This window comes from Dyadobacter sediminis (genome assembly GCF_005860765.1).
Lineage (GTDB): Bacteria > Bacteroidota > Bacteroidia > Cytophagales > Spirosomataceae > Dyadobacter > Dyadobacter sediminis.
The window spans coordinates 335,817-362,319 of sequence record NZ_VCEI01000028.1; the positions used below are offsets into that span (position 1 = coordinate 335,817).

The 26,503-nt window shown below is 46.1% G+C and carries 18 protein-coding genes; 9 read left to right on the forward strand and 9 right to left on the reverse strand.

Annotated elements, in window-relative coordinates; all coding sequences use genetic code 11:
* Positions 1-140: 140 nt before the first annotated feature.
* From FEM55_RS18485 to FEM55_RS18500, 4 genes are all read right to left on the reverse strand, one after another.
* A complete protein-coding gene (locus FEM55_RS18485; RefSeq protein ID WP_138282871.1) occupies positions 141-1,463 on the reverse strand; it encodes a sugar MFS transporter in 1,323 nt (440 codons plus the stop codon).
* Positions 1,464-1,514: 51 nt separating this feature from the next.
* Complete coding sequence (locus FEM55_RS18490; protein WP_138282872.1) at positions 1,515-2,909, reverse strand: Gfo/Idh/MocA family protein; 1,395 nt, start codon at positions 2,907-2,909, stop codon at positions 1,515-1,517.
* Positions 2,910-3,032: 123 nt separating this feature from the next.
* Positions 3,033-4,037: a Gfo/Idh/MocA family protein gene (locus tag FEM55_RS18495; RefSeq protein ID WP_138282873.1), complete on the reverse strand. Its 1,005-nt coding sequence runs from the start codon at positions 4,035-4,037 to the stop codon at positions 3,033-3,035.
* A gap of 171 nt (positions 4,038-4,208) precedes the next feature.
* Entirely contained in the window at positions 4,209-5,324 is a 1,116-nt protein-coding gene (locus FEM55_RS18500) for a LacI family DNA-binding transcriptional regulator (protein WP_229209329.1), read from the reverse strand.
* A 378-nt stretch (positions 5,325-5,702) separates the two neighbouring features.
* Between FEM55_RS18500 and FEM55_RS18505 the strand changes: the two genes are divergently transcribed.
* The 4 genes from FEM55_RS18505 to FEM55_RS18520 all read left to right on the forward strand — a co-directional run bounded on the left by FEM55_RS18505 (position 5,703) and on the right by FEM55_RS18520 (position 13,435).
* Positions 5,703-8,789: a SusC/RagA family TonB-linked outer membrane protein gene (locus FEM55_RS18505; protein WP_138282874.1), complete on the forward strand. Its 3,087-nt coding sequence runs from the start codon at positions 5,703-5,705 to the stop codon at positions 8,787-8,789.
* Between the two features lie 26 nt (positions 8,790-8,815).
* Positions 8,816-10,414: a RagB/SusD family nutrient uptake outer membrane protein gene (locus FEM55_RS18510; protein WP_138282875.1), complete on the forward strand. Its 1,599-nt coding sequence runs from the start codon at positions 8,816-8,818 to the stop codon at positions 10,412-10,414.
* A gap of 133 nt (positions 10,415-10,547) precedes the next feature.
* On the forward strand, positions 10,548-11,957 hold the full coding sequence (locus tag FEM55_RS18515) for a sulfatase family protein (RefSeq protein WP_138283065.1): 1,410 nt from the start codon (positions 10,548-10,550) through the stop codon (positions 11,955-11,957).
* Positions 11,958-11,995: 38 nt separating this feature from the next.
* Positions 11,996-13,435: an arylsulfatase gene (locus FEM55_RS18520; RefSeq protein WP_138282876.1), complete on the forward strand. Its 1,440-nt coding sequence runs from the start codon at positions 11,996-11,998 to the stop codon at positions 13,433-13,435.
* Between the two features lie 24 nt (positions 13,436-13,459).
* Here FEM55_RS18520 and FEM55_RS18525 read toward each other — a convergent pair whose 3' ends face one another.
* Positions 13,460-14,167 carry a hypothetical protein gene (locus FEM55_RS18525; RefSeq protein WP_138282877.1) on the reverse strand — a complete coding sequence of 236 codons (708 nt, stop codon included), beginning with the start codon at positions 14,165-14,167 and terminating at the stop codon, positions 13,460-13,462.
* Between the two features lie 250 nt (positions 14,168-14,417).
* Here FEM55_RS18525 and FEM55_RS18530 point away from each other — a divergent pair, with 250 nt between their 5' ends.
* A complete protein-coding gene (locus tag FEM55_RS18530) occupies positions 14,418-15,380 on the forward strand; it encodes an aminotransferase-like domain-containing protein (protein WP_171036606.1) in 963 nt (320 codons plus the stop codon).
* Between the two features lie 45 nt (positions 15,381-15,425).
* Here FEM55_RS18530 and FEM55_RS18535 read toward each other — a convergent pair whose 3' ends face one another.
* On the reverse strand, positions 15,426-16,043 hold the full coding sequence (locus FEM55_RS18535) for a response regulator (RefSeq protein WP_138282879.1): 618 nt from the start codon (positions 16,041-16,043) through the stop codon (positions 15,426-15,428).
* 51 nt (positions 16,044-16,094) lie between these two features.
* Complete coding sequence (locus tag FEM55_RS18540; protein ID WP_138282880.1) at positions 16,095-18,020, reverse strand: tetratricopeptide repeat-containing sensor histidine kinase; 1,926 nt, start codon at positions 18,018-18,020, stop codon at positions 16,095-16,097.
* 203 nt (positions 18,021-18,223) lie between these two features.
* On the opposite strand from FEM55_RS18540, the gene FEM55_RS18545 reads away from it, so the two are divergent.
* Positions 18,224-18,622 (forward strand): hypothetical protein, encoded by a 399-nt coding sequence (locus tag FEM55_RS18545; RefSeq protein WP_138282881.1) that lies wholly within the window; start codon positions 18,224-18,226, stop codon positions 18,620-18,622.
* Between the two features lie 23 nt (positions 18,623-18,645).
* The gene (locus FEM55_RS18550) at positions 18,646-19,557 is read left to right on the forward strand and encodes a hypothetical protein (protein ID WP_138282882.1); all 912 of its coding nucleotides are present in this window, start codon (positions 18,646-18,648) and stop codon (positions 19,555-19,557) included.
* Positions 19,558-19,578: 21 nt separating this feature from the next.
* On the opposite strand, the gene FEM55_RS18555 is transcribed toward FEM55_RS18550, so the two are convergent.
* Positions 19,579-20,766 (reverse strand): M23 family metallopeptidase, encoded by a 1,188-nt coding sequence (locus tag FEM55_RS18555; protein ID WP_138282883.1) that lies wholly within the window; start codon positions 20,764-20,766, stop codon positions 19,579-19,581.
* A 162-nt stretch (positions 20,767-20,928) separates the two neighbouring features.
* On the opposite strand from FEM55_RS18555, the gene FEM55_RS18560 reads away from it, so the two are divergent.
* Positions 20,929-21,945, forward strand: coding sequence for a GlxA family transcriptional regulator (locus tag FEM55_RS18560; protein ID WP_138282884.1), 1,017 nt, complete (start codon positions 20,929-20,931; stop codon positions 21,943-21,945).
* Here the strand turns inward: FEM55_RS18560 and FEM55_RS18565 are convergent.
* Positions 21,942-25,733, reverse strand: a complete 3,792-nt coding sequence (locus FEM55_RS18565; RefSeq protein ID WP_229209330.1) for a carbohydrate-binding protein — start codon at positions 25,731-25,733, stop codon at positions 21,942-21,944. The genes FEM55_RS18560 and FEM55_RS18565 overlap by 4 nt on opposite strands.
* Positions 25,734-25,942: 209 nt before the next feature.
* On the opposite strand from FEM55_RS18565, the gene FEM55_RS18570 reads away from it, so the two are divergent.
* Complete coding sequence (locus tag FEM55_RS18570) at positions 25,943-26,491, forward strand: O-acetyl-ADP-ribose deacetylase (protein WP_138282886.1); 549 nt, start codon at positions 25,943-25,945, stop codon at positions 26,489-26,491.
* Positions 26,492-26,503: the final 12 nt, after the last annotated feature.

Here is a 26,503-nt window from a genome sequence, read left to right on the forward strand (position 1 = left end):
ACGTTTACGTTGTTTGGCATATTGTATGCAAATCGCATGTTAAATTTTGTGCACGTCATGTTCACGTTGTTTGGCATATTATGTGCACATCAGGTGCACGTTGTCATAAACGCATTTCATCTCACGCCGCACGTCACAAATCATAATTTCCAGCGGCGCAATTGGTGCCCTTTTACAGCATAAAAAACCAGATAAAGATAGCAAGGCAGCAATACCCAGTAAGCTTGCCGTACGTCCAGTTTATCCGCAAAATATCCGTAAAAAAGCGGCATAATGGCATTTCCGCAAAGTCCCATGATCATAATGGAAGCGCCCAGTTTGGTAAATCTGCCCAGATTGTCCAGCGCCAGCGGCCATATGCCTGCCCAAACCAGCGAATTGGCCAATCCCAGCAAAACAACAAACCAAATGGAAATATCAGCGCGATGCCCAAGCAGTTCAACAGGCCCGCGAGCAAAAATGATCAAAAGCGTAAAAGCGGTTCCAAGCAGCGTACAGATCCGAAGCGCATTGACCTGGCTCAAAAATTTAGGGATCAACGTAATTCCGATCAGATAACCGCATATCGTGCAGAAAAGCGTGTAAGAAGGAAAAACCTTGGCTTCCAGCAGATCAATTTCCATTGAATTGGCATATCCGATAATGGTATCAATGGCAATCACCTGCGTGCCGACGTGCAGAAAAATCGCAATGGCACCGAGAATAAGGTGCGGAAACTGGAAAATGCTTGTTTTGCCCGCATTGGCACTCGCAATTTCCTGACTTTCATGTTCCGTGTCAATCTCCGGCAAAGGCGATCTGTAAACCAGAATACCAAGAACAAACAGAAAACTGCCCAGACCAATATACGGATTAATCACCCGGCGAATCAGTTCATCCAGAGCCGCGCTTCTTTCAGCGTCCGTCATGGAACTAAGCTGCGCAAAAAGATCCGTATCCGTTGGCCGCAGAATAACGGCCGCAAATACAATCGGTGAAAGAATTCCTGCTGCTTTATTGCAGATTCCCATCATGCTGATGCGCTGTGCAGCCCGCTCCTTGGCGCCCAGAATCGTAATATAGGGATTGGCCGCCGTCTGAAGAATGGCTAGCCCGATGCCAATTGTAAACAGGCCAAGCAGAAAAACCTCGTAAGTTCTGGTCATGGCGGCCGGAACAAAAATAAATGCGCCGAGCGCCATTGCCCAGAAACCGAACATCATGCCTTTTTTAAAACCCACCGATTTTAATAAATAGGACGAAGGCACAGACATGACGAAATAGGCAATGTAAAAGGCAAACGCAACCAGATATGCCTGAAAACTGGTGAGCTCGCAGGCAATCTTGAAATACGGGATCAGAATGGAATTAACCCAGGACACAAAACCGAATATAAAGAACATCAGTCCGATCAGAAAAATGGAAATGGTCGTTTCCCGACTCGAAAGGTTTTCTACTTTGATTGCTTCGGCTGTACTTTTCATTTAGTTAAATTTTGTGCCCGGATTCACTCCTTTTAAAAACCTTACTTATTGTCAAACTGTTGGTTCCCATCCTTTTGCATATTCGCGCTTCCATAATTTGTCGGCTTCCTTGCTGTTTTTGATATGTCCGTTGGAAGGATCAATGTTAAGTGTTTCGCCGGTACGGATTGCAATGTTGCCAAGCTGGGCAAGTAACGTACTTTTATGGCCTCCGACAATCTCTGCATTAAGTGCAGTTCCGTTCTTGATTCCTTCAAAAAAGTTCTGAATATGCAGCGCGTCAAGCCCTTGCGACGGGTTCATTTTGTTTCTCGGGTCAATGACGAAATCGTTTTTAACTTCCTTGACCAGCTTGTTTTCCAGGTCGTAAACCTTATACGTATTGCCTTCGCCAATCTGCAGAGAACCGGTATCGCCGTAAAAAATGACACCCACGCTGCTTCCTTCAATGGTTCGTCCGTTGCAGCTTCTGCCTTCCCACGTCATGGCCGTATTATTGTCAAATTCCAGATTGATAACCTGTGTATCCGGTGCTTCCCAGTCATCTTTGTAACGGTACCGACCTCCGGCTGAGGTAACACGTGTCGGGTAATCCACTTGCAATCCCCAGCGCATCAGATCCAGCATGTGCGTGCCGTTGTTGAGTGCTTCGCCCGTTCCCCAGTTCCAGAGCCAGTGCCAGTTGTAATGCACGATATTGTCTTTATAAGGCCGTCTTGGCGCCGGTCCCTGCCAGAGTTCAAAGTCGAGCCATGCAGGAACAGCTACTTCTTTTCCAATTCCGATCGAAGCTCTGTTGTTTGTATACCAGCCTTTTACAAAATAGGGTCTGCCGATTGTACCGCCATGCACTTCTTTGATCGCCGCCGCCACATTTGGCCATGAACGCCGCTGATTGCCCATTTGGATTACATTCTTGTATTTCTTGGCAACAGCCACCAGCATTTCACCTTCGTTCGGATTATGGCTGCATGGTTTTTCAAGATACACGTGTTTGCCCGCTTTGGAAGCCAGAATCGCAGCCGGCGCATGCCAGTGATCCGGCGCTGCAATCACGAGTGCGTCCATTTCTTTATTTTCCAGTGCTTTCCGGAAATCGGGCGTATTTGCAGGTTTGGATTTCTGAATATCGTTGACGGTTGCAATGCATTTTTCCGCCGCTCTGGAATCGACATCCGAAATGGAAATAACTTCGCAGTTAGGTTGCAGCGCATAATTGGAAGCCAGTGCAAGACCGCGGCTGTTTACGCCCATCATGCCGACTTTTACTTTTTCATTGGCGCCCAGAATGCGTGCGTAACTTTTAGGAGTAAATCCCGGCAATATTCCGCCGAATGTCAGCAGCGCACTTCCGGCAAGTGTTTTCTTGATAAAATCCCTGCGGTTATCTGCGGTTGTTTCACTGTCTGATTGGACAACGCGTTTGATAGGATCTGAATTTTGCATATGGTTAATGGTTTAATGTAATATTATAAGACACTCAAACGGAATCTTACTCCGCCGGATTTATTTTTCCTGTCCGGAAGCGTTCAAATAAGCGCAACAAGGTTCTACGCTGTTCCGAACTGGCTATTTTTTACGGGCTTTGCTCATGACGCTTTCAAGCGTTACATTTTTGCCGCCTTGTCTTTTACTTTCGTCGGCAGCTTCCATAAAGGTGAATATTTCAATCGTTTCTTTGGACGTTACGGGCACTTCGCCGGTCTGGAAATACTTGATAATGTCTTTCAGCAACGGTTCATAGCCGCCGTACGGACCAAGGATTTTGTTGCCGTCCTGCGTAAATACCGTTCCGCCGTAATCGTGTTTTCCGGTGCGTGTTCCGCGGAATGTTCCCGTTCTGCCGTCTTCCCAGATGCCCACAACAATGTCGGTATCCGGCGTACTGACGCGGGTAACGCTCTTGCAGCCTGTTCCCATAACTGTATAAAGTGCTTCAATTCCGTGAATTCCATACCAGAAAAAATCAGGATGTGTTTTTTCAAGAACGGCAGGACTGTACGTATCGGCACCGAGTACTTTGCTTTTATCAATGCTTTCAATCCCTTTCATATAGCGTAAAGACGATGCTGAAAATACAGGAATCTTGTATTTCTCCGAAGCTTCGTAAATCGCAAGCGTATCTTTCAACGTTCCGGCAACGGGTTTGTCGATAAACATTCTTTTGCCCGCTTTGAAAACTTCCAGTGCCTGTTCCAGATGAAGGCGGCCGTCGTTGGTTTCCAGCAGAATCACGTCCGATTTGCCAAGCAGTTCTTTGATGGAACCGGTTATTTCTACGCCCAGTTTTTTTACTTCGTCGATGTAACCCGGAATGCGTTTGGTGCTGGATTCAATGTCTTTGCTTCCGTAGGGATAAGCTGCGGTTACGCGGTAGCCGTCATAAACGGCATCCGGCTGTTCTGCATTCAGAGCTTTGGTAAACGCAATGCTGTGCGATGTATCCAGCCCGATTATTCCAACTCTTTTACCATCTGCTGCCTTTGCTTCTGAAGGAAAATGACCGAGCAGATTTAATCCTACTCCTGTTACAACGGAACGCTGAATAAATCTTCTTCTGCTGAGAATATGCATAAACTGAAAAGTAAAAGTGTTGGTGAATGGAAAAGCGTATTGGTTTCGGGTACGTACCCGTAAATATACAAACCTTTTTTTATTTACAAGTTATCGCCTTGTTTGTTTGCAATATATTTTGTCGTTTGTACTTATCGTAAATACAATCTACTGCAAAAACGTGTATACAGCTTAATTTTGGTAAAAAGCCTGATTTTCTTTCGTGATGATGTCAATGGGCATGAAATGCACTTTTTCAACCGGCGAACCCAGCACAAGCGTCTGGTACAATGCCATGAGTCCGCGGAAACCCTGTTCTTCGGGTTTGTGGCAAATCAGAAAATCAATCATGCCTTCTTTCAGGAAGCGGATATTTTCTTTAAGGAAGTCGTACCCAATCAGTGAAATGTCTTTACGACCGGCATTCTCAAGAAAAGAAGCAACGGAAAAAACCCTTGAATTGGTCACGAAAATGGCTTCAATGTCCGGATGTTCAAACAAAACACGCGTGAGGTCTTTGGTCACTGAAAGCTTGTCGGTATCTTTTATGTCAATCCGGATGATTTCACAAGGCTGGCTGTGATCCTTGAAATAAGAACGGAAACCATCTTCAATCTGCAGATAACTGTAATTATCCTTTTCCTTTGAAATATTGACAACCAGTACTTTATGGTTTTCCTTAAGGCGGTACGTAAGCAGCTTGGCACCGACATAGCCGCTCTGAAAAAGATGCGGCCCGATGTAACAAAGATTATCCTGTTCCGGAACATTGGAATCGATGAAAACGACCGGAATTTTTAACTTCTGGCAAGCGGTGATTAATTGTCTGGATTCTTCGATAAACGACGGAGCAAGCAGAATTCCCTGTACTTCCTTTTTGAGGATCAGCTCGGCCTGTTCGGTAAACGAATGCTTGTCGTTCAGGTCGAAGAAAAAAGGAAGAACCTGAATGCCGTATTTTTTGATTTCGGATTCGGCACGCATGACTCCGCGAAGCGGCGCTTCCCAAAAGTCCGTTTCTTCCGAAACCCGCGGGATCAGCACGGCCAGTGAAATGATCTTGCGCGAGGCAAGCCGGCTGGCAAGCACATTCGGCTGATAATCCAGTTCTATGATAATGTCATTAATCTTCTTTTTAGTCTTTTCCGAAACGCCGGGACGGTTGTGAATAACCCGGTCTACGGTAGCAATGGAAACATTTGCGCGCCGGGCAATTTCCTTCACGCCGTAATGTGTGTTCTCGTCTTTCATGATTCTGGTTAATGCCGATCCGGGCAGAATATTACTGATTTTTTCTGAATCCTTCACAAACAACGCTTTTTCATTCCAGAAGTCCTGTATCAAATTTCATACTAAATAAAACAGATGGAACGCTATATGTCATTTGAAATAGAATTTTTGCCTCTTTTTATATAAAATAATAAATGAAAGTGCGCATGCAAACCGCCTGCAATAGGAGCAAGGTTGATAATGTCAATCTATATATCTTATTTTGCCTATCAACTTAGTAGATTTATCAAGCCTTTAAACCTGAACGCCATTTTCTATGAAAACAACCGCCATTTTCTGCAAGATTTTCGAGCCGGTTCTTTGCATGCATTGCCTTTGTTGCAGCAACATCCTTTCCTGAATTTTTTCATGTCAAATCCGGATTATCAGTTTCCATGTTTTTCAATTCAAAAACGTATGTATCATCATTTTTATAAAACTATTTTTCAGCGAAGCAAAGCGGCATTTTTTCTGGCTGTCTTGCTCTTCGGCCTGCATGCCCATGCCCAGAATATTACTGTAAAAGGAACGGTAACTTCCGCCTCCGACCGTACGGCTTTGCCCGGCGTGAACGTAATCATCAAAAATTCACTCACCGGAACCACTACGGACGTAGATGGAAAATACGAGCTCAGTGTTCCTTCCGACGCCGTGCTTGTGTTTTCCGGCATCGGGTTTGTGACGCAGGAAGCGGCTGTAAACGGCAAAAGTGTGCTGGATTTACAACTTGCCGCAGATACCAAACAGCTTGAAGAAGTAGTTGTCGTCGGGTATGGAACGCAAAAGCGGACGAGCCTGACCAATTCCATTTCGCAGATCAGCGGCGAAGATGTGACGCGCAGACCGGTTTCCAACATTCAGCAGTCGTTTCAGGGCGTGATGCCGGGCGTTACCGTTACGGATCTGGGCGGCTCGCCGGGAAAATCCAATGCAACAATCCGCGTGCGCGGAATCACTACTTTCAACATCAACAACAGCAGCACAAGCGGCTACGATCTTGGAAAAAATGATGCGCTGGTGATCGTTGACGGCATCGAGCAAAGGTTAAGCGACATTAATCCGGACGATATTGAAACGATTTCTGTGCTGAAAGATGCTTCTTCCACGGCTATTTACGGATCGCGCGCAACCAACGGCGTTGTGCTGGTTCGTACCAAACGGGCAAAAGGAAGCAAAGTGCAAGTGGATTATCACGGTTATTATGCCATCCAGAAATCCAATAACGTGCCCAAAATGATGGGGCTGGAAGCGTACATGCGCGAACAGGTTGCCGCTTACACCAATGCCGGCGCCACGCTGCCCGCCCGCTTTACAGAGCAATCCATTCAGACGTGGATTACTGCGACAGACCGTGAAAAATATCCTTTGCCCAATACGTGGTTTGATACCATGCTGAAAGCTGCGCCACAGCAAAATCATACGTTTTCGGTAGCCGGCGGAAATGAAACGCTTCGTACCAGGCTGAGTGTCAGATATCAGGATCAGAAAGGCGTTATCAATAATTTTGGCAATAAAATCGGTGAAATCAGATTGAACTCTGATTATGAAGTTTCCAAAAGACTGCGTGTCAGTGCGGATGTAAATTACCGTTTTAACAAAACAGAAAGCCCTTCGACAAATCCTACGGCTCCGCTGAACAACTTTTTTCACGGAACATTATGGGCCGTTCCCAAATATCCGGACGGCACGTACGGACTGAGCACGCAGGGAAACAATCCATTGATGTTTAACGAAATCGGCGGGCAATCCAAACAGCATACAGATTATCTGGCCGGTTACATCAAAGCAGATTTCGACATTGTGGAAGGACTTACTTTTTCATCCCAGCTGGGAGGAAGAGGTTTTTTTACCCAGCAGAAAAACTATATCAATTCTTACGTTAACACGGACAAGAATACCAACATTACCAAAACCATTGCCAACAACAGCCTCACGGAAGTTCGGGATAACCTGAAAGAATATACGCTGAACAATTTGCTGACTTACGAAAAAAGCGTTGGCAAAAACAACTTCAAGGGATTGCTCGGCTATTCGCAGATCGGCAATACGCAGACGTTCTTATCCGCATACCGCGAACGTTTTTACAACAACAACATCGGTTCCATCAGTGAAGGCGCCAATGACGGTACCAAAAGCAATTCAGGAAGAGATGCCGTTTATGGGTTAAGGTCTTTCTTCGGACGTGTCAATTATGATTTTGATGAAAAATATTTGCTCGAAGTCAATGCGCGCTATGACGGATCGTCCAAATTCACCGGCGACAAGCAATACAGCATTTTTCCTTCCTTCTCGGCCGGATGGCGGATTTCAAAGGAAAATTTCTGGAAACCGCTTGAAAAAGCAGTTAATGATCTGAAGTTCAGAGGATCGTGGGGCATTACCGGAAATCAGTCTGTGGATTTGTACAGTTATTATGCTGCGCTTACGGCTGTCGGGTACAATTTTGGCGGAGCGGCCGTTCCGGGTTATCGTCCGACAACGCTTGCCAATACGGGACTGGGCTGGGAATCTACAACACAGCTGGATCTAGGACTGGACGCTTCGCTGCTGAACAGGCGCCTGAACCTGACGATGGATTATTACCGTAAATTGACAAACGACATTCTGCTTAATCTGGAAATTCCTGCTACGATCGGGCTTACGGCACCGCCGCAGAATGCGGGCTCCGTTGAAAACAAAGGTTGGGAATTCAGCCTGAATTACAGAGGCGCGCCGGCAAGTTCCGGTTTCCGGTATAATCTGGGTGCCAACCTCAGCATCAATGAAAACAAAGTGACTGACCTGAAAGGAACAGGGCCGTACATTACCGGCTCCGATATTGATCCGCGTTACATTATTGCCAAAGGATTGCCGATCAATACGCTGTGGGGTTTCAAAACGGACGGATTGTTCCAGACCGAACAGGAAATTGCCGAATATAAAGCGACGTATGCAGCCAATACAAAGCCCGGTGACGTAAAATATGTGGATCTGAACAAAGACGGAAAGATCAATGCCAACGACATGACGGCAATTGGCAACTCGTTTCCAAAGTATACTTTTGGTTTCAACTCCGACTTTTCATACAAGCACTTTGAACTGAGCATTCTTTTCCAGGGTGCTGCAAAAGTGGATGCGCGGCTTGCGGGCGCTTTGGCGGAAATGGGAAATCAGGAAGGTTTTACGCATGAAATTTACACCAACAATTACTGGACGCCCGAAAATACGGACGCCCGTTTTCCGCGGCCGATCAAATTTGACCTGAGAAACGTAGCAACTTCGGATCGGCTGGTGCTGAACGGATCTTATCTCAGGCTGAAAAATGTGCAGCTCGCCTATACAGTGCCCTCTGAAATTTCCAGAAAGATTTACCTCAACCGGCTCCGCATTTACGCTTCCGCAACCAACGTATTTACTTTTTCCAAACTGAACGAATGGAACCTGGATCCCGAAGTCTCTTCCGGGCGAGGCGTGTATTATCCTCAAACGGCACTTTATACAATTGGCTTAAACCTGCAACTCTGATTTTTCTCAGACAAGAATTTACAATCATGAAAAAGATATATTTTAATAAACTGCTGTTTTCACTTGCGTTGGCGGGCACGGCTTCCGGCCTTGTATCCTGCGACAAAGACCTGCTGAATACCGTTCCAAATGACCGCCTTTCTGTGGATGTTTTCTGGAAAACTGAAAATGACGCCCGGATTGCGGTAAACTCGCTTTATACCGATCTGGACAGCACCAATATCATATCCTGGGATGCCATGACGGACATTGCGCATACCAATCAGAACTTCAATGTGGAAGCGTATGTGGAGCTTGGTACCTACGACGCAACCAGTTCCAAAGTGTACGACGAATGGCGGAAAGCATACCGCGGCGTTCAGGCTTCCAATTACTTTCTGGAAAACGTGGACAAGATTCCTGCTGCCAATCTGGCGCTGATCAATCAGTACAAAGGGGAAGCAAAGGCGCTGAGAGCTTATCAGTACATTAAACTGACCGGCTTGTTCGGGCCGGTGCCGCTGATTACTAAATCGTTAAGTCTGGAAGATGCAAAACAGGTCGCCAACACGCCGGTAGAAGAACTCTGGAATTTTATAGATAAAGAACTGAACGAAGCCGCATTGCTTTTGCCCGCAACTTATGCCGCTACGGAAAAAGGCAGGGTTACAAGCGGAGCCGCGCTGGGATTGCTGGCGCGGGCGAACCTTTACGCAGGACGTTATCAGAAAGCAGCTGAGGCAGCCGATAAAGTAATAAAATCGGGTACGTACGGATTGTATGAATCGTATGAAAAGCTGTTTACTTACGCAGCCGAAAATAACAAGGAAGTATTGCTCGACAGACAATTTATAAAAGACACGTATTCCAATACCGTTTTTCAGTTGCTCGCGCCGTACAGTCAGAAAAACAGCGGCAGCACATTTGTTCCGACAAAGGCTTTGGTGGATATGTACGAAACGTTAGGCGGGAAAAAGATCGCGGAAGCAGGAAGCGGGTATGATCCGTTGAAACCGTATCTGAACCGGGACCCGCGGCTGAAATTCTCTGTTTTTCTGGAAGGGGATATTCTGCCGAGCGGAGCGGTTTTCAACCCGAAGCCGGGCAGCGGAACGGCGGATGCCGTCGGCAGCACTTACATTGCTTCGGGTACGGGCTATAATATTAAAAAATACATCAATACGGACGATTATGCCAATCCGGTGAACAGCGGCATCAACATTATTCTGCTGCGCTATGCCGAAATCCTGCTGACGTATGCAGAAGCCAAAATTGAGCTTGGACAAATTGACGCAGGCGTGTATGCCGCAATAAATGCCGTCAGAAATGGTAGAACGGACGTGAAACAGCCTTCTGTGAGCAATGCTTCGCAGGCAGCACTTCGGGAACTTGTAAGAAGGGAACGGACTGTTGAACTCGCTTTTGAAGGACAGCATTTGTTTGACATACGCCGGTGGAAAACGGCAGAATCGGTTATTCCTGGGCCTGTTTACGGCATTACTTACGTCAATGAGCAAGGGAAATTAACAATCGTGCAAGCGGTGGCTGTAAACAAAGTATTTGATCCGAACCGTCATTACCTATGGCCCGTTCCGCAGAAAGAACTTAATTTAAGCCCATTGCTGAAACAAAATCCAAACTGGTAAAAACGCAAGTATTACTTATTTTTCCAACAGCTAATAGCTAATAGCTAAAAGCCAACAGCTAAAAGCTAGTCGCTAAATTCTAACTTTAATATTGATGATTAAAAATTTCAAACTGCTTCTTATTCCTTTTTTCATGCTGGCCATTGCGGTTGTAATGACGGCCATGACGAACAAACCGGCTGCAAAAACGCCGAATATTGTGCTTTTTTTTATTGATGATCTGGGTTACGGCGATTTGTCGGTAACGGGCGCGCTAGGTTATAAAACGCCTAATCTGGATCAAATGGCCGTCGAAGGAACGCGTTTTACCAATTTCATGGCGGCACAGGCCGTATGCAGCGCGTCGCGTGCCGCATTGCTGACAGGCTGCTATCCGAATCGGGTAGGCGTTTACGGTGCTTTCGGGCCTGCTTCTCCGCTGGGATTAAGTCCAAAGGAAGAAACCATTGCCGAACTCGTAAAAGCGCAGGGGTATGCAACCGGAATATTCGGGAAATGGCACTTGGGGAGCGATCAGGAATTCCTGCCGCTTCAGCAGGGATTTGACGAATATTACGGCGTGCCTTATTCGCATGATATGTGGCCGCTGCATCCGTGGCAGGAACAGGCAAAATACCCGCCGCTGCACTGGATCGACGGGAACAAACCCGGCAAGGAAATCAAAAATCTGGAAGACGCAAGCGAACTCACGCCGGTCATTACGGAACATGCAACGGCATTTATCCGGAAAAACAAAAACAAACCTTTCTTCCTGTATGTGCCGCATCCGCTGCCGCATGTGCCTCTGGCTGTTTCAAATAAGTTCAAAGGAAAAAGCGAACGCGGTATTTTCGGCGATGTACTGATGGAACTGGACTGGTCTGTAGGCGAAATTATGAAAGAACTGAAAACGCAGGGACTGGATGAAAATACGCTGGTGATTTTTACAAGCGACAACGGTCCGTGGCTGAATTACGGCGATCATGCAGGCTCGTCCGGCGGGTTCCGGGAAGGCAAAGGAACTTCCTTTGAAGGCGGGCAGCGGGAACCTTGTATTATGCGCTGGCCCGGCGTGGTTCCTGCCGGAAGGGTTTCCAACCAGCTTTTATCCACGCTTGACATTCTTCCGACGATCGCAAAACTGACCGGTGCCAAGTTGCCGAAAGAAAAGATTGACGGGATTGAATTCACCGCTTTGCTGAAAGGCGATGAAAGTAAATCCCCGCGTGAGGAATTCCTTTATTATTACCGAAAAAATAGCCTTGAAGCCGTCAGAAAGCACGATTGGAAACTGGTTTTTGCACATCCGGGAAGAACGTACGAAGGATCATTGCCCGGCCAGAACGGCAAGCCGGGACCCAGTCCGGAAGATCATGCGTTTCCGGAAGCCCTTTACAATCTGGAACGCGATCCCGGCGAACGGTACAATGTGCTGGAACAAAATCCGGAAATCGTAGCCGAACTCCGGAAAATAGCTGATACTGCGCGGGAAGATTTGGGCGACGATTTACAACAGAAAACAGGTAAAAACGCAAGGCCGGTCGGAACCGCTGTCCGAAAATAAAAAGTCCGGTTTTTAAATCCATATCAACAGCATTTTTAATGAAAAGATACTTTTTTCTTGCCTGCATGGCCGGCTTGCTTTCTTCGGACTTGCTGGCACAGGCTCCGGAAACTGCAAAACCGAACATCATATTCATTCTTGCCGATGACCTCGGCTACGGAGATGTGGGCTTTAATGGTCAGAAATACATAAAAACGCCGAATATTGACCAGTTGGCCAAAGAAGGAATGATTTTCAGCCAGTTTTATGCCGGAACTTCCGTATGTGCGCCTTCCCGTTCTTCCTTGCTGAGCGGCCAGCATACGGGCCATACGTACATTCGCGGCAATAAAAGTGTAGAACCGGAAGGACAGCAGCCTATCGCCGATTCGGTTGTTACATTGGCCGAAGTACTGAAAAAAGCCGGTTATAGCACCGGCGCTTTCGGCAAATGGGGGTTAGGGCCGGTCGGTTCGGAAGGCGATCCGAACAAGCAGGGTTTTGACAAATTTTACGGTTACAATTGCCAGGGCCTTGCGCACCGCTATTATCCGGACCATCTCTGGAACAATTCTGAAAAAATAACACTGAAAGGAAATCAGGATTTGCTTCACAATAAAGAGTATGCGCCGGATATCATTCAGAAAAATGCATTGAGCTTTATTGATGCAAAAAACGGGAAAGAGCCATTTTTCCTTTTCCTGCCGTACATTCTGCCGCATGCCGAACTGGTTGTTCCGGATGACAGTATTTTTCAGTATTACAAAGGAAAGTTCAATGAAAAACCTTTCAAAGGCGCTGATTATGGTCCGAATGCCAAGAAAGAAGGTTATGCTTCACAGGAATATCCGCTTGCTGCATTTGCTGCCATGGTCGCGCGTCTGGATTTATACGTAGGTCAGGTTCTGGAAAAGTTGAAAGAAAAAGGGCTGGATAAAAATACGCTGGTTATTTTCACAAGTGACAACGGCCCGCATGTGGAAGGCGGCGCTGATCCGGTATTTTTCAACAGTTCGGGCGGGTTCAGAGGTGTAAAGCGGGATTTGTACGAAGGCGGCGTCAGAGAACCGTTTGCTGCACGCTGGCCGGGCGTTATCAAACCCGGATCCAAAAGCGACTACATCGGTGCTTTCTGGGATATTCTGCCAACGTTTGCCGAACTGGCGCAGGCCAAAGCGCCCGGCAACATTGACGGAATTTCCTTTACAGACGCGCTTTACGGAAAAAACACGCAGAAAAAGCACGATTACCTTTACTGGGAATTTCATGAACAAGGCGGAAGACAAGCCGTACGACAAGGCAACTGGAAAGCAGTCCGGCTGAAAGCAGCAGGCAACCCCGATGCGCCGGTCGAGCTATATGATTTATCCAAAGATCCGGGCGAAACCAAAAACGTAGCTTCAGAATTTGCTCAAAAAGCAAAAGAACTCGGCCGGATTATGAATCAGGCCCATGTTTCTTCAGCTATTTTTCCTTTTGGCAACATGGCATCCAACTAAGAGTCAGATTTATCCAACGGCATTTCAGGGTACGTAAGTAACCTGCAGAGCCCAGCCGTTGGAACCGTCTGCATTGGCGTGCTGCCATGCGACGGAAACCGGCAAATGTTTTAGGAAGTAAATGCCGACGCCTGCAGAAAGCTGTCCTTTCGGATGTGCGCCTGAAAGCCAGTCGGCAAGAATGTGTATTTTTTCGTACCATATGCCTGCATCAAGGCCGAGCTGAACGCCTTCTATCGGCCCTTCTCCCAGATAGCCGTTGTTCCCGAGGTACGCTCCGGCAGCCAGCTTGTAATGTTCCTCGTACAAGGAAGCGGCGAGATTGGCGTAGCTGTAATAAACAAAATGCTTTTTACCCGAAAAATTGGAACCTGCAAGCCCACCGATCCCGATTCCCAGAACTTCGTTCAGTTTAAAAAGTTTCTGTGTGTTCACCATCAGTAACGGCGCATAAGGATCAACTGTACTGGTGTCATTCTTTGTAAGATGATGTACAGATTTGTCATAATTGACATTGACAACGTTAAAACCGGCTTCCCAGAATTTCCCCAACCCGTACGTCAGCGTTGTCGTGGAATTGATGACTTCCTGGAACTCGAACTGCTGCTGAACACTGGCTTTGTGCTTGTCAGTAATTTCAGAAGAGGATACATTGAAAATTGTGAGCTGCGCATAAGCGGCTGACATGGAAAGGCAAAAAGTAAGAACAAGGAAGTAAACGTTTTTTTTCATGCATTTGTGGATTTCGTCTGCTACTCAGCTATAAAATCCTTGCCAATGCTGTTGAAGTGTACTTTTGATTGCCGCAGGATAATTACTAATCTTATCCAATAAAATCAAAAGGAACAATTGTCAATCTTTCGAATACTTATCAAACCTATTTATGATTGATTTTAAATTCAATTATCCATTATCCGATGCACATCATGATTTACTGATTAATGAGTTGTCCTCTATGGATTTAACGAAAATTAATTTGGGCATGAATGCAATTGCCGGAAATTATCAAGACAGAGAAATTGCAGCTGAATGGATGTCAAAATCCGGATATAAAGTTAGCCCGAAAAGTTTGTTTGCGGCTTGTGGAGGACATAATGCGTTGGCTGCCATTTTCTTGGCTGCCGGTTTGTCCGGTAAATCCATCATTGTTGATGCCATTACATACAATGGCGTAATTAATCTCGCCGGCATGTTGAATATTACGCTGATTCCGTGCAGCATTGACGATAACGGAATGATCCCGGAAGCATTGCGGGAAATAGGCAGTACTCAGCAGGCAGCTGCAATTTATTTGATGCCAACGATTCATAATCCGCTTTGCTTTACGATGCCATTGGATCGCAGGCTGGCTATTGTAGAAATCGCACGTGAATTTAACCTTTTGCTGATTGATGATGATGCTTATGGATTTCTGGAAAGCAATGCTCCGCTCAATTTCGCTGATCTGGCGCCTGAAAGAGCATTTTACATTTACAGCTTTTCCAAGTCCATCGCGTCAGGCGTTAAAACCTCTTACATCATAGTTCCTCCAAAATGGCAGAGCAACATAGAAAGTGCCCTTCGTTTAACTGCCAGCGGATCTGTTTCCCTGTTTACCGGATTGATCAGCAAGCTAATTCAATCCGACCTGATTGATCGGATTATTGAAGAAAAAAGGAAAGAAGCTGTTAAAAGACAAGCTATTGTAAAAGAGGTTTTTAAAAGTATTCCATACATTTCTCAACCTTCGAGTTATCATTTATGGCTGCCTTTGCCGGAACGATCAGACATTCAAAAATTAGAGGAAACATTGTCTGAAAAAGGCGTGGATGTGGTTACAAGCCACGCGTACCGGATCGAAAAGAATGCGAAGTATAGCGGCATTAGAATAGCATTGGGAAATGTTTCTGATCCTGGTACAATCAGAAAAGGATTAACGATTATTGCTGAAAATAGGGATCTGTAATATTGCAATTATTGAAAGTCAATAACTGCACGTCAGCAAAATTGTTCAGATCAAACCATGCCCGGCCGCCAGCTTGATCAATGAAGCCGTATTAGAAACCTCGAATTTCATCAGCAGATTCTGTCGGTGGCTGTTGACGGTTGTGACACTGATAAAAAGCTGTTCTGCAATTTGCGGATTGGTCATTCCTTCGGCTATGAGCAGCAATACTTCTTTTTCTCTTCGCGTCAGGAACGGAATGGTTTTCGGGGCAGGAACGGATGCATTCTGATCAAAATTGACATTTATAAAATAACCACCTGCCTGAACCTGACGGATTGCTTCCAGGATTTCTTCTTTTCCCGAACTTTTGATCAAATACCCTGAGGCGCCGTTCTGGATCATTCGGGAAACGTACGCACGTTCGCTGAATGTACTTAATGCCAATGTTTTTACATCCGGAAACTGCTCTTTGATCTTTTTGCATAACTCAATACCGTTAATGTCGGGAAGATTAATGTCCAGAAAGGCAATATCCACTTCGTTGTTTTTCAAAAAGGCAATGGCGTCGATTGCATTGGAAACCGTTCCTACGACAGCAATCTCCCCGCTGTCGGACAACAGGGATTTCAGTCCTTCCAGAACCATCGGATGATCGTCTACGATCAGGATCTTCGCGCTCATGTTCAAATAAGATTTAGGTTATGCCATTGTGGAACCTGAAGATTAACTTTCTTAAACCACAATTTCTATCAGTACCGAAGTGCCTTCTTCCGGCGTGGACTGAATATCAAGTCTGCCGTTCAGATAATCTACTCTGGCCTGTACGTTGCGGATTCCGGCTCCTTTGTTCTGATCCAGACTTTTTACGTCAAAACCTTTGCCGTTATCTTCCACCGTAACGCTGACATTGTTCCCGACGCGGGTAAGCTGCACCTGCGCTTCCGTTGCTTCCGCATATTTCAGCACATTGTTGAGCAGTTCCTGCACAATGCGGTACAATACAATTTCCACCGAAGAGTCCAGCCGTTTGTCAAATCCGAAATCCTGCATCGTTACACGCAGCTGGCCGGAAGAACTGATGCCTTCACAAAAATCGCTGAGCGCTTCAATAAGTCCGAACCGGACCAGCGTTTCGGGCATCATGCTGTGTGCTACACGGCGCATTTCACTGATTGCGCCGTCCAGTTGTGTGAGCGCCCGCGTAAAGGTCATCGCGCTTTCCTCGGGCAGAATTACATTTCCTTTCACTGAATTTAAAGTTAGTTTAATACCGGATAACAAGCCGCCCAGCCCGTCGTGCAGGTCGCGGGCAACGCGTGTTCTTTCTTCTTCCTGTCCTTTTAAAATGGAATTGGTTGCAACAAGTTGCTTTTCCTGCTGCAGTTGCAATACTTCATTTTCTGCAATCTGTTTCCGGATCGTGATATTTCTGTATACAAGTGCCGAAATCAGTGCAAGTACAATCAGTCCGGCCGCCAGGCCGTATATCAGTGTGTTGCGTGTCTGTTTTTCTTTTTCAAGTGTTATAATCTGTTTTTCTTTCTGGGCTGTTAAGTATCGGGTATCCAGTTCCTGAAGTTGTTTTTGTACGTCAATGCCCTGAATCGAATCATTCAGAATGGCGTATTTCAACAGATAGTTGTAAGCAGCTTTATAATTGTTACGGCGGGCCAGATCCGTTGCATAGTCTTCGTAAAGCTCCACAAGATGATCGGTCATTTCATTTTCTTCGGCGATTTTCAAGGCTTCACCTGTATATTTTGCTGACAGTTCCGGCTGGTTGCTGTCTTCCGCCACGAACATAAGCGCCCGGAGGCATTCCATTTCCAGAAATACATTTCCCGTTTCTCTGGCAAGTTCCAGTCCTTTTTCACCAAATTCCCGTGCTTTGTCCAGCTTTTTCAGTCCTCGATAGGTCCGGCACAAGCCGCCGTATGCCTGAATGACAAAAATGTCCGAACCTATTTTCTGCGCTACGTTCAGGCCTTCCAAATAGTAAGTCTGGCTCTGTTCGTATTTTTTCAGGTTGAAAAGGCAGCCGCCCAGATTGGTCAGAATGTCGGCGAGCTGAAGACTGTCATTCATGGGCCGCGCAAGTCGGAGCGCTTTCTGTTTGTAAATCAAGGATTTGTTGAACAGATTGGCGTGTTCAAAAGCTGTTCCGATATTGACATACAGCCTCGGTAAAAACGTTTTCTGGTCCAGCTTTTCAAACTGGTCGGCCGATTGCTGGTAAAATTTGATGGCGTTGGTGAAATTTCCCATGTACGTATAACTTGCTGCAATATTGGCCAGACTTTTACCGACGTTCAGCGGGCTTTTCATGTCACGCGCAATTTCCAGACTTTCATTATTCAGCCTAAGTGCCTGCTCAAATTTTCCCTGCAGATTCAGAATATACGTGTAATTGGAACGGAACTTGAATTTGCCCGTCGGGTAATCCAGCTTGCTGCTCAGCGCCTCCGCCTTAAGGTAATATTTGGCTGCACTGTCCAGATTCCGGTTTTCCAGATACTGCCCGTATTCGACATAGGCCAGAACCCGGTTCGTGTCTTCCTTACTCTTTTTTATTTTCTCCAGAATGGCATTTGCATCGCTGCCTTGCGCTAAAATGTCATTGTAAATCAGTAAGATAAGAATTGTAAAAAAGAACTTCATTGATTCTTGAAAGGAGTATGGGCTTGAAAATTACGATTGTAAAATTCCTAAATAAAACCTTTTAATAATATCCTCTAAAAGCATGATTTTTCAAAAATCCTGTTTTTGAAGGATTGATTCCGGCCACGCCGCGCAGCTACCTTTGTCATGTCAAAAGACAATTTATCTCATCCAAAAAATTCAAACATCAAGTTTTTACAGCCATGAAAAAGATTTTTTTATTTCTCTTCCTGATCCCGTTTTTCTTCGCTTGCAAAGATGACAAAGATCCTGCTCCGGAATTGAGCGCGCAGGTTGCCGGAACCTACAAAGTTTCCAAACTAACCGTGGACGGTGACAGTTACCCGCTCGATCAGGTGGAAATCATCGTACAGCTTGACAAATCGTCGCCGGAAACAGTAACCGGTGAAATGCGCCTGAAAATAGACGGTGAGGCGGAACCCGATTCGGATCTCGGCACACTGAACCTCAAAAATGTCGGCAGCATGGGCGTTGACGTTTACGAAGGAACCACGAAAGTCGGTAATATTAAATCAGATGTACTTACGCTCTTTGTAGAGTTTGAAGGTCAGAATTTTGAAATGGTTGCCAACAAAAGATAGCAACCGGAATACCCTATTTAGCCATGAAAAATAAAATAGCATTACTGATTACTGCCGTGTGCCTTTGCTTTCTGAATTTCCGGTTTTCAGAAGATTATTCGGAATTCGGTGTTACGCATGAAGATGTTGAGGAAAAGTTCTGGAGTACGTTGCAAAATAAAAGCGTGTATGCACCGTATCTAAGCAGTTCTGCAAAGGCAGCATGCCGCTCGATTTCGCCTGACCATCAGGCGGCGGCTGTGCAGAAAGCGGGAAATCTGATCAAGTTGTACTATGGCTCGCAGGATTTCAAGAAGCGTTACAATAACTGGCTTGCCAAAAGTTTTCCGCAGGAAGAAGTTGAAATAAGTGAAGAAAGAAAGGCTGAAATCAGGGAAAACAAGATCAGGGATATAAAAAGCCTGAACGCAAAGGATATGGAGCCGATTGTTGATATCCAGATTCAGGCCGGCGAATCCATTACGGGTATGGAAAGCATGTTAACGAGCCTTCCTCCAGACCAGCGGGCCGAATTTAAAAAACAGATTGAAGACAGCAAACGGACGGTGGCATTTTTCAAAAAAGTAAAGCCGCTGCTGAAATCGGATTTTGAAGCCTTTAAAAAACAGTATGCAGCATTTCTTGCACAGGACGAAATTGCGCAGGCCGAGCAGCAGCTGATCCGCAGCAACAAAAACAATGCGGAAGAATTTGATCAATGGAAAAGTCCGGAAAAAGTCCTTGCGGCAAGGTTGACGGAATTTCTGGAAAAAAGCAAAGGCGTTGACTTTGCTGCAAAGACAAAGGAAGTCAATAACCGGAAAAAGTTTGTCGATGCAGCTTACGAAGGCCAAAATGATGTCTGGAAATTCTGTTACCGGATCGGGCCTGCTCCGACCAATGCGGCACGCGCTTTTGCACAGCAATGGCTGACAGAATTGAAACAGGCAGATTGAAACTAACTTCCGGACCGGTTATTACAAATCTTTGTTTGACCTGCTGATCCCGGAAACCTGTTTGGGATATGCTTCAAGCGGCACTGTTGGAATATAGCCAATGGTGCCGCTTTCCGTTGCTACGCGAAAGCCTTTGGCCATTTCTCCAAGGATCCTTACAATCGTATATGGCGGCAATGCCATAATCCGCTCCGCTTCCTGAAACTGAGGCGAAGCAAACAAATTGGCTTTTTTTCTGATCTTAACCGAATCGCCCAGCCAGCGCGATTGTTCGGGCAGGCCGGGAATTTTCTCTTTTCTGTCATTGATAAAAGGCAGCGGATTTACAGCGCCCGAGCCATGCGAGTAAATTCCGAAATGAAGATGCGGCGCGGTTGTAATGGCATTTCCGGTATTACCCACCAAACCCAGCGTATCGCCTTTCAGTACGCGTTTGCCAACCGAAACCAATTGACTGTCCAGATGCGCATAATAAAGGGAATAAGGACTTCCTGCTGACGACAGAAAAACGATCTTTCCGCCAAGGTTGTTGGTCCCGGTTTGTGTGATGAAACCGTTTTCTGCCGCCACAACCGGCGTTCCCCGTTTTGCTTGAATATCAATGCCTTCATGCCGCCTTGCACCGCCGTCACGGTCTACGCCCCAGACGCTGATTACATGCGACATCGTATGGCCGGCAACGGGAAATGCGAGTGAAGGCAAAGTTGTCAGTGTCAGGGAAACACTTGCTTTATCATGAAGGCCCGTTTGCAGGCGCAGCAACAGCGTGTCTTCGTCTTCATTCAGATACGTAAGCGATTGTGCTTCTTTGGCCAGGTATTCCAGACGCTGCGGCTTGCCGTTTTTTCGGATGCGGTACAATTCCACGAACAGTCTGGAAACGGTATCATTTTCGCTGCGCGCAGGCGTGATAACCAGTTTTCTTCCGACCGGGATTTTAAGACGGATCGCCTGTGCCGGAACAGAATCGCCCAGATAAAACCTTTCCTGATAGGGTACAACGGAGAATATGGAATCGCTCAAAACCCTTTTGCTTTCTTTAAACCAGGTTTGCCCGGCCGGCGTTTTTTCGAGTTCTGCCTTGTAGAGTTCCCTTTCGTAATGTTCAAGCGGCGTTACAGGAAACCAGTGCGAAACGGGTGCAGGCTTACAGGCAAACAGGTAAACGGCTGTCAGGAATAAAGCAAATGGTTTAATAAACACCCTCATTTTTAAATACTTGGTTGTTCTGTCGGTTCTTACCAAATTCATGCCATCTTCAAATGGAGCCGGAATTTTCATAAGTAAAATAAAAACGATTGAAAATTAGATAAACAGGGGTATTTGAGACAAATTTCTTTAAATTGGCATGTTCTATTCCACCTTGAAATTATGATACGATTAGGTCTTTTAATTACCAAAAGGTATCGCCTGCTCAGTGTAGCTGCCATTCTGGATGTGTTTGAATCGGCAAATATTTTCCATGAACAGCAAAACAAAAGCCCTTTCTTTGAAATAACCTTGTTTTCTTCGGACGACCAGCCAGGCGAGTTCAACGATCTGTATACCATACAGCCGATCCGAGATGCTGTTCAGCAGAATCTGATTCTGATTCCGGCATTTGGCCCGGGCGATCTGCAGGTTTCTCTTGCAAAAAATCAGTTGTGTATTCCCTGGTTAAAAGAGCAGTATGCAAATGGTGCCGAAATAGCCAGTTTCTGTACAGGCGCATTCCTTCTTGCCATGGCCGGTTTGCTGAACGGCAAAGAAGCAACCACGCACATTGACGCAGCCCTGACGTTCGCTTCCAATTTCCCGGAAGTAATCATGAAAAGTGATGCCGTAGTGACGGATGACAAAGGAATCTATACGAGCGGCGGTGCCACCAGCAGCTTTCATCTGATGCTGTATCTCATTCAGCGCTATTGCGGAAAAGAAATTACGCTTCGCACCGCCAAAATGTTTGCCATTGATATGGACCGTGAACAACAGACTTACTTCGGGACTTTCACGCCATTGCAGAACCATGGTGACGGGCTGGTGAATATGGCGCAGCAAAAGATTGAAACGGCCTATCAGGAAGGAAGGACGATTGAAGAGCTGATTCAGGATATTCCCGCAAGCCGGCGTAATGTAGTCCGGCGTTTCAAGCAGGCCATCGGACTGACACCGATTGAGTATCTTCAGAAAACCCGGATTGAAGCGGCTAAAAAACTTTTGGAACAAACCGATCAGAGCGTGCTGGAAGTGATGCTGAATTCCGGGTACAACGACCTTAAATCTTTCAGGCAGCTGTTCAAGAAAAGTACGGGCGTAACGCCTAAGGAATACCGTGACAAGTTCAATATTTCACGTATTGACGGCATGCGCAACAACCGGATGTCGAAGCGCATGCCGCAGAATATTTAATCGACTTTAGCTATTTTACGGAAGGCACTTTCATTTCCCTGTTTCACTTCCACCACGTAGACTCCAACAGGCATACTGGTCAGATCCAGCTTGTGCGACAGTTTGCTTCCGGATTTGTGAACCTGCGTCTTCGTGTGCAGACGACCGGTTTTCGAATCAAATATATTGATTTCCAGGATTCCGGTATTTTCATTGGCCAAATCAATGTTTACAAAACCGGATGCAGGGTTCGGGTAAACGGTAACATCTTCATGAAGAACCTTTTCAACGGGTGCCAATGCAGGCGTCAGCGTTTCAGCAGCTGCTTTTCTGGCATTGGGATCGCTTACGCCTACAATGAAAATCGGTGTTTCACCAGCAGTAACGGTTAGGCTTCCGCCGTTTACAGGCACTTCCGTCATGGCCATGTTATCGCTTCCTGCCGTCGGCGTGTAAATTCTTGCCGCTGTGGCACCGTTCAGGTTAAGCGTATATTCTCCGGTGCGGCCTACTTCGTCCGGAACAGCCAGAATAAACAGGGACTTGCCGTTCAGTTCATAGCGGTCCACAATCGGATCAGCGTTGATCGTTTCCTTGTATACGTACTCTCCAAACAGTTTTTTGGTCTGGAAAAGATAGTCTGCCGAAGGTCTTCGCGTCTGGTCATTGTTCAGCAGTCCGGAAGTTCCGAACATTCCGCCGGAACCATTATCATCATATAACTGGTAAAAAAACAGTTTCTCAATACCGTTCCGCGCAGAAAACAGCGAAGTTCTCAGAATCCAGTCAGCCTGAGTCTGCATAGCCGATTTGTTTCCGATCGGAATGGCCTTCAGCGGGCTGGTCTGGCTGATATCGTAACCCGATTCCGTAATCCAAACCGGCAAATCGTTGGAAACTTCCTGGGATACTTTTACAAAGTCCTGAAGAATCTGGCTTGCATTCGTAACTTCCGGCGCGGCTCCGCGTGTAGAAGTCCCGCTCTGGCTGGATGAAGTGTTATCCGTATAAATGTGGAAGTTGATGATATCCCAGCAAAGGTTTACCGATCCGTCCGCATTGTAACCGCGGAATTCCTTGCACCAGTCCACCATTCCTTTTACAAAATCAGGCCCTGTAACCAGTCCTGCGATTACTACTTTCATGTTTGGATCTGCATTTTTGATGCCGACCGCAGGTCCCATGGTGTTTTTATGGCCGTCGTAGAATGCAGAAAGATTGGCGGCGTATTCTCTGGCTGTCTGGTATCCTTTGCGGCCTTTCCACCATTTGTCACGTTCGTTGTCGCATTCAATATATTTGACCAGATCCAGACCAATGCGAACGGTGTTCGGGTAATCTCCAAACCAGCGCGGTGTTGTGGAAACGCTCAGCAGGGTAGGGTCTACATTTTTGTTGCTGCCGTAACGGGCGGCATACTGAAAGCCTACTCTTGCCTGCTCAATGTAGGAAAGCGGATCTTTGAAATCTTTTCCATAACGTACAGGTACATTTTCATGATCCTTCAAACTGTCCGGATATGAACTGAGCATCCAGTTCGACAAGGTTTTCAGACAGGCAAGCACTTCGATATTTTCCTGCTTGCACCTTTCGTAGATCAAATCATAATTCCAGCTTCCGCTAAGGGTAGGATTATAGGAAAAAACCCCTTCGGAAGATTCCAGTTTTTCCCAGTCCATGTAATGACGAAATCCTGAAAAACCTTTCACAGCATTCATTTTGGATTCTACGAGTTTTTCGGCGTGTGCTCCATCCTGAAAATTCCATTCATACCCATTGACACCGATCATGTCGTTAAGCCTGATATTTCTGGTTCTGAACTGCTTCTGGGTTTGAGCAGGAGCTGTGTAATTTCCGTAAAACTCAATTTCCGTAGGCAAGGTATGCGGAACAGTTATGACCAAATACCGGATATTTGTTATGACCGAGTCCAATTTAAAAGGATCATTTCCGGTAAGAGGCCGGTTTGGATAAGGTCCAACCCAGCCATTGTAGATTTCTCCCGTAAAGGTAGCAATCGGAATCCGTCGCCATTGATCGTCGATAACAGACAAAATCATGGGCTGGTCCGGCGTTGAACCCGTATAATCGAAGAAGCGGATATGGTCCAGCGATATCTGCTCACCTTCCAGCAACGGGTAATATGCCTCGTAATAATCAATGATTTTTCCCCAGCCGGTATGCACGTTTTCCTGCGTATTGCCGTCAAAAAGTCCTTCCAGCCCATTGGCTGCATTGGTCAGCTGATACCAGCGTTTCGGGTCAATCGGGATTTTCGTGCCATATGCCGGATCGGACGGCCTGGAACTTCCGGCAACCGTAAAGCTTCTGGAAACGTCCAGTGCAGGCATATAGTTATTGTTTCCTGCCTGCGATGCAGTAATTGTAACATCACCGGCACCAACAAGCGTAACCCGCCAGCTATCTCCGCTATTGGAAACAGCAGCAACTTCAGGATTGGAGGAAGTAAGTATGACAGGCGTTTCATTGTTGTTGCTTGTTGCCGTCATGTTGAAGCCGATGTCGCCTATGTTTTTATCCGTGATCGGCGCCATGGTTATTACTGATTGTCCTTGAACGGAGCCGGAAACCACTTCCAGCCAGTTCAGGTTGAAAGCGCCGCGCTTGGCATGAATGCGCAATATCTGACTTCCGGCACTGAAATTCACAGTTGTACGGATTGTTGACCAGTTTTGCCAGCCGCCGGTTTGCGGCACATCCACCTGGCCAAGAATAGTTCCGGCAGCATTCCGGATTTCAATCAATCCATTGCCATAACTGTTGGAAATCCTGAAATTAAGCGTGTGAATGCCTGATGCCGCCATGTTGACGTTGTAATCCATCCAGTCGCCATCATTGATATAACTGACGGCATAGCCTGCATCCATATCAGTCGTCGGTTCCAATCTTGCATTATTGGTAACATCAAAGCTTTCTGCTTCCAGCTTTCCCGGCAGCGGCCTTGGATTTTTTACTTCAAACCAGTTCAGACTAAATATTCCCTTTTCTGTAAACAAGCGTAAAGTATGGTTTCCTGCGGGTAATTCAGCAATCATGTTAACGGTTTTCCAGCCTTGCATACCGCCGGTTTGAGGAAGTTTTGTTTGTCCGAGAACAGTTCCGTTCTCTGCTTTGAGGGAAATGGTTGCATCCGGGCTGAATCCGTTGGCGATTCTGTAACTGATTGTGTAAAATCCGTGTGCAGGCACCTGAACTTTGTAATCCATCCAGCTGCCGTCTTCCATCCAGCGCACATTACTGCCGCCGCCGGCATCTGAAGTAGGTTCCGTAAGCGCATTGTTCATGGCATTGAAATCCTCGGCTTCGATTCTGGCTGGAAGCGTTGTTTCCAGGTCAGGCACGACAAGCAGAACAGGCTCAAACCAGTTGAGGTTGAAAGCGCCGGATTTGGCAAACAGGCGGATAACCTGATCGCCGGCCGGAAGATTTACCTGTGTAGTAATCGTAATCCAGCTTTGCCACCCGCCGGTTTGCGGTACACTGACCTGGCCCAGTACGTTATTGCCAGCATCTTTTATTTCAATAATGCCATAACCGTAGTTGTTTGCAACCCTAAAATGAAACGTATGCAGACCCGCGGATACCGTCTTAATATTGTAATCCATCCAGTCACCGTCATCAATGAATCCTACGTTCAGGCCGCCCAGCGTATCGCTTGTTGTTTCGGTCTGGACTCCGTACATCAAATCATAGTTTTCAGCTTCTATCTTACCGGGAAGCGATTTGTAGGTTTGTGCCTGAGAAAGATGAGCACAAAACAAGAAAATGAAAAGTAGAATTTTTTTCATTTCTAATAAATGAGAAAATTTGATTGTGTGCAATTTATTAGCTAGAAGCATTATTAAATAGTAGAAGGTTTACTATACAAAATTACAAATAATTTTTCGTACTAACGGCTTCTGTTAAAGCGGCAATCAAAGTATTTTACATCTTAACAAGAATTTAATCTCACAGGAACAATTATTTGATTGGAGATTACAAAACAATACGTGTGAAAATGAAACAAAGTTGGATCGAACTAATAAAAGGAGATATTACACAGCTGCATGTTGACGCCATTGTGAATGCAGCCAATACCTCATTAATGGGTGGCGGCGGTGTCGATGGTGCCATTCACCGCGCCGGCGGACCAGCGATCCTGGAAGAGTGCCGCAAGATTGTAGCCAGGCAAGGCGGCTGTAAAACCGGAGACGCGGTTATTACAACCGGCGGCAGCCTGCCTGCAAAATTTGTTATTCATACTGTCGGACCGGTATGGAAAGGCGGCAACAGTCAGGAAGCTGAGAAGCTGGCTGACTGCTACCGTAGTTCGTTAAATCTTGCTGTTGAATATCAGTGTAAAACCATTGCTTTTCCCAATATCAGTACAGGCGTTTACGGCTTTCCGAAAGACAAGGCAGCTGAAATTGCTGTAAAAGCTGTTTCTGAGTTTATTTCAGAAACAGACGAAATCCATAAAGTAACGTTCGTCTGTTTTGATCAGGAAAACTTTCTTTATTTAAGCAACTTTCAGGAAGTCAGGAGACAAATTGATTCCGGTTTGTGAACAGTCGACTGT